The following is a 3,571-nucleotide window of genomic DNA, read 5'->3' on the forward strand; positions in this document are numbered from 1 at the left end:
GCCACCCTATGCGAGTTGCCCCGCGCCGAGCGGATGACGGGATTCGAACCCGCGACCCTCACCTTGGCAAGGTGATGCGCTACCAGCTGCGCTACATCCGCATGCTCGTCGAGTGGACCAGGCCACTCGCGACGTGCTGCGCAACCATATTCGATCGTTCGCCGATACGCCAAATGCGCAGGCGAAAAGAGTCGGGACGAAGAAAACCCGCCGGGGTCCGGCGGGCTTCTCGTGGTGCGCGATACAAGGATTGAACTTGTGACCTCTTCCGTGTCAGGGAAGCGCTCTCCCACTGAGCTAATCGCGCGGGATATGAAATTGGTGGTGGAGGTGGCGACGGGAATCGAACCCGTGTGCACGGCTTTGCAGGCCGTTGCCTCACCACTCGGCCACACCACCAGAGGCGAGTCGACTCGCACCGAGCGGATGACGGGATTCGAACCCGCGACCCTCACCTTGGCAAGGTGATGCGCTACCAGCTGCGCTACATCCGCACGCTTCGCGAGCGATCTTGTGGACCTTGTGCTCGCGATGCGGGACAGAACATTATCCGAACGTTACGGAGATACCAAATCGCCTGGTCGGGGACGTGGGCGTGTATGGCCGGTGGGGTTCTCGGTCGGGCGCGGGTGCGCGGACGGGTTCCGCGGATTGGGCATGGGACGCGCGGTGGGTGCGATTTTGGCAACCGGGTCACCGGCGTGTAATCTTCTGCCTCGTGCACCGGCGCCCCGAGCGCCGGAAACACGGTCCCGTGGCTCAGTGGAAGAGCGTCCCGTTCACACCGGGGAGGTCGCTGGTTCGATCCCAGCCGGGACCACCAGGTCAGGGCGTTTTTCGAGGTAGGCGGGCCGCAAGCGGGCCGTAGGACGACTGCGAAACTAGTAATCGTGTCGTAGGTCGCGGCTACTCTTCGCCGCATGGAACCACTGGAGACAACGGGCGAGTTTTGGTCGCCCGACAACACCGCCAAGCGCGTCCCGGGAACCCTGACATGGGGGCCCGGGTCTCGGGCTCGGCTCAAGCTCAACCACCGAGTCATCGACGAGACGAACGAACCGGTGGAAATCACCGAGACTGGTGGCCTACATATCAGTCATCGTGGTGATCCAGCGAGCATCGTCCAGGACGGTGTGCCGCGCGTGCTGCTGGGAGACACTGAGATTGGTGACGTGACGTGTGTCGATTCATACCTGCAGCACCTCCCGAAGAACCTATTCGACTTCGAGACACCGCCACTGCAGCAGGTCTGGGACCCCTACACGTTGATCGTCGGGGCACACCTCCCCGCTGGCAATGCTTCGAAGTTCGACGCCGTGCGGTTCATCCTGGACAGCCCAGGATGGTGGACACAGCTGCCGAACGCCGGGTCTGCAACGAGTGACGCGGGCGAGGTCGTGTGCGAGCGCACCGACGACAAGCTGATGTGGTTGGAGTTCCGTCCTTCTTCTGCGCTGTCACTTCGGGTGACGGAGCGCGCGGTCCAGTCGGTCATGACGCTGATGAAGCTGGCTGTCGACGTCGACCTCGTACCGTTTTGCGTTCAGGTCCGCGAGACCGGGCAGAGCGATTGGCTCGACGTGAAGACTGGAGACCAGGACCCGAGTAAGTCGTCGTGGCCCGATCCTCACAACCTTCTGCCGCCTTCGTCGGTGACGTTGGAGCGCATCGCTGGGTGGCTCGCAAGCGAGGAGAGCATGGACGGACTCGCTGCAGCGGTCGCGAATCCGGTCGAGAAGCAGGCGATGCAGGTGCAGGGCCTCGTGGCGTGCTCGCTCATAGAGGGCGTACATAAGCGCATCGTCGGCGGAAAGAAGGACTACATCGACCGTGTGCGCGATCTGCACGCAATCGCTCAGCGCATCGCCCCCGTTATCACTGACCCGGTGCCGAAGTGGGATGAGGTGGTTAGGAGCGTTCGCAATGATCTTGCGCACCACAACACGGGGCGACCGTTCGAAGAGCACTTCTACAATTGGATGATCGCGGAATCGTCGGCGATCTGGGTACTGAGATTGTGTCTCCTATCGCATGCAGGTTTCACCGATCAGGAGATCGCGGACGCGCTGAGTGACCACCAGCGTTACGAGTTCTACCGCGAGAACTTGAAGATGCACGTGAAGGAGCGCGACGCCGAACTGGCCGCGCTGTCCTCTGGCTCGCCATAGTCCTCGCACTCGGCGGCGCGGTGGTTCGTGGCCATGCGCGCCCGGGGGCCGTGGAGTGTGGTCTAGGACAGCATGTTTCCGCCCGCGCCGCCGAGTGCGCCGATGGCAATCTGCGATGCCGCCCCGCCCAGCACTAGCGCAACCTGACGGAACCGACTGCGCTGTTCCTCTGGCTGGGAGGCGTCATCGGCGGCGGCTTCCAGAGCGGCAACGAGGCGCTCCAACTGCGTCTGCGGTGAGGGCCACTGACCGGCAACCCGAAGCGCGTGGCCGGTGGGCGGACTCATGATCGAGACGCCCCCGCCGTAGTCCTCTTCAACCTCGAAGAATGGTTCCCGACCGAGAGCGCGTACGGCGCGCTGGGTCGTGTGTATATCTAACCCACACGCCCTTGCCAGTTCGTTCGGCTGCGCGGGGTAGCCGGTCTCGTCGTAAATCTCGACGGCTGCTCGCAAAACAGGCAGGTCTCGGTTAGTCCAGGTGTCAGTCATGAGCGTGAGTATGCCTCTGCGCCCTGACATTCCCTCGGATTGAGCGGAGCTGTCGGTAGGTGCCGATACAGTTCGCCCATGGTCCGGAGAATGGCTGACGCACGGTATCGACGCGAGCAGGCGGGCGGTGTCTACTTGCCGCACGTCGAGCCGATTAATCGCCTCGTCGATGAATTGCGTACTGACGAGGAGTGGATGCCGTACGTCGCGCCCGCGATGGGCGGTATCAACGCGCGTTTGCTGGTGATCTTCCGCGACCCAGGGCCCAAGACGCGCGACGGTCAGGGTAGCGGGATGCTGAGCCCCGAGAACGATGATCCATCAGCGGAACGACTCATCACGTTGCTCACTGACGCCGGTATCGACGTCGAGGAAGTCATGGGGTGGAACACATTTCCCTGGTACATCAACCGCAAGCCCTCGTCGCCAGAAGTCGATCGCGGTCTGCCGGTGCTGAGACGGGTCGTTGAGCTGTGCCCGAACCTCAAGGTCGTCATGGCGCACGGAGGGGATGCTCAGGTGGCGTGGAAGCGATTCCGCCGCCGCTATTCCGCCGATGCGCGCGGGCTCACCACAATCGAGACCTACCACACCAGCCGACAAGCACTATGGACACCTGATCCGGCCATCCGCGAGCAGCGCGAGCAACATCTGCGAGATTCGTTCGCGGAGGCCGCCGACGCCCTGCGAGCTTGAGTCAGATCAGCGCCGGGGTGATTCTGAACGAGCCGGGCGCGCGGCCCGATCGGATCGAGGCCAACGCAAACTGACGCGCCTCGGGCTCGTGCTCGGGGAGCCACAGCGCCCGGTCGACGTCGGCCTGAGTGGCGGTGCCGTTGATGAACAGGTGGCGGGCGAGGCCGGTGATCGACGCCCAGCACGATGTCACCAGGCGCGGCACGTCGGCTGGGC

At 63.6% G+C, this 3,571-nt stretch carries 3 protein-coding genes, 5 tRNA genes and 1 pseudogene; 3 read left to right on the forward strand and 6 right to left on the reverse strand.

Going from position 1 to position 3,571, the window contains the following annotated elements; all coding sequences use genetic code 11:
- Window positions 1-28: 28 nt before the first annotated feature.
- The 4 genes from B1964_RS09220 to B1964_RS09235 all read right to left on the reverse strand — a co-directional run bounded on the left by B1964_RS09220 (window position 29) and on the right by B1964_RS09235 (window position 494).
- Window positions 29-101, reverse strand: a tRNA-Gly gene (locus B1964_RS09220).
- A gap of 131 nt (window positions 102-232) precedes the next feature.
- A tRNA-Val gene (locus B1964_RS09225) sits at window positions 233-307 on the reverse strand.
- An 18-nt stretch (window positions 308-325) separates the two neighbouring features.
- Window positions 326-399 (reverse strand) — tRNA-Cys (locus B1964_RS09230).
- A 22-nt stretch (window positions 400-421) separates the two neighbouring features.
- Window positions 422-494 (reverse strand) — tRNA-Gly (locus tag B1964_RS09235).
- Window positions 495-748: 254 nt separating this feature from the next.
- On the opposite strand from B1964_RS09235, the gene B1964_RS09240 reads away from it, so the two are divergent.
- Both B1964_RS09240 and B1964_RS09245 read left to right on the forward strand, forming a co-directional pair.
- Window positions 749-823: transfer RNA gene (locus tag B1964_RS09240), tRNA-Val, on the forward strand.
- Window positions 824-920: 97 nt separating this feature from the next.
- On the forward strand, window positions 921-2,168 hold the full coding sequence (locus B1964_RS09245; RefSeq protein WP_079929569.1) for a hypothetical protein: 1,248 nt from the start codon (window positions 921-923) through the stop codon (window positions 2,166-2,168).
- Window positions 2,169-2,230: 62 nt separating this feature from the next.
- Here the strand turns inward: B1964_RS09245 and B1964_RS09250 are convergent, their stop codons facing one another.
- Complete coding sequence (locus B1964_RS09250) at window positions 2,231-2,659, reverse strand: hypothetical protein (RefSeq protein ID WP_079929572.1); 429 nt, start codon at window positions 2,657-2,659, stop codon at window positions 2,231-2,233.
- Between the two features lie 90 nt (window positions 2,660-2,749).
- Here B1964_RS09250 and B1964_RS09255 point away from each other — a divergent pair, with 90 nt between their 5' ends.
- Window positions 2,750-3,355, forward strand: coding sequence for a uracil-DNA glycosylase (locus tag B1964_RS09255; protein ID WP_079929570.1), 606 nt, complete (start codon window positions 2,750-2,752; stop codon window positions 3,353-3,355).
- A 1-nt stretch (window position 3,356) separates the two neighbouring features.
- On the opposite strand, the pseudogene B1964_RS30390 reads toward B1964_RS09255, so the two are convergent.
- A pseudogene (locus tag B1964_RS30390) lies at window positions 3,357-3,571 on the reverse strand (hypothetical protein); the annotation flags it as partial.

Origin of the sequence: Gordonia sp. i37, assembly GCF_002043085.1 — a bacterium.
In the GTDB taxonomy this organism is placed as follows: domain Bacteria; phylum Actinomycetota; class Actinomycetes; order Mycobacteriales; family Mycobacteriaceae; genus Gordonia; species Gordonia polyisoprenivorans.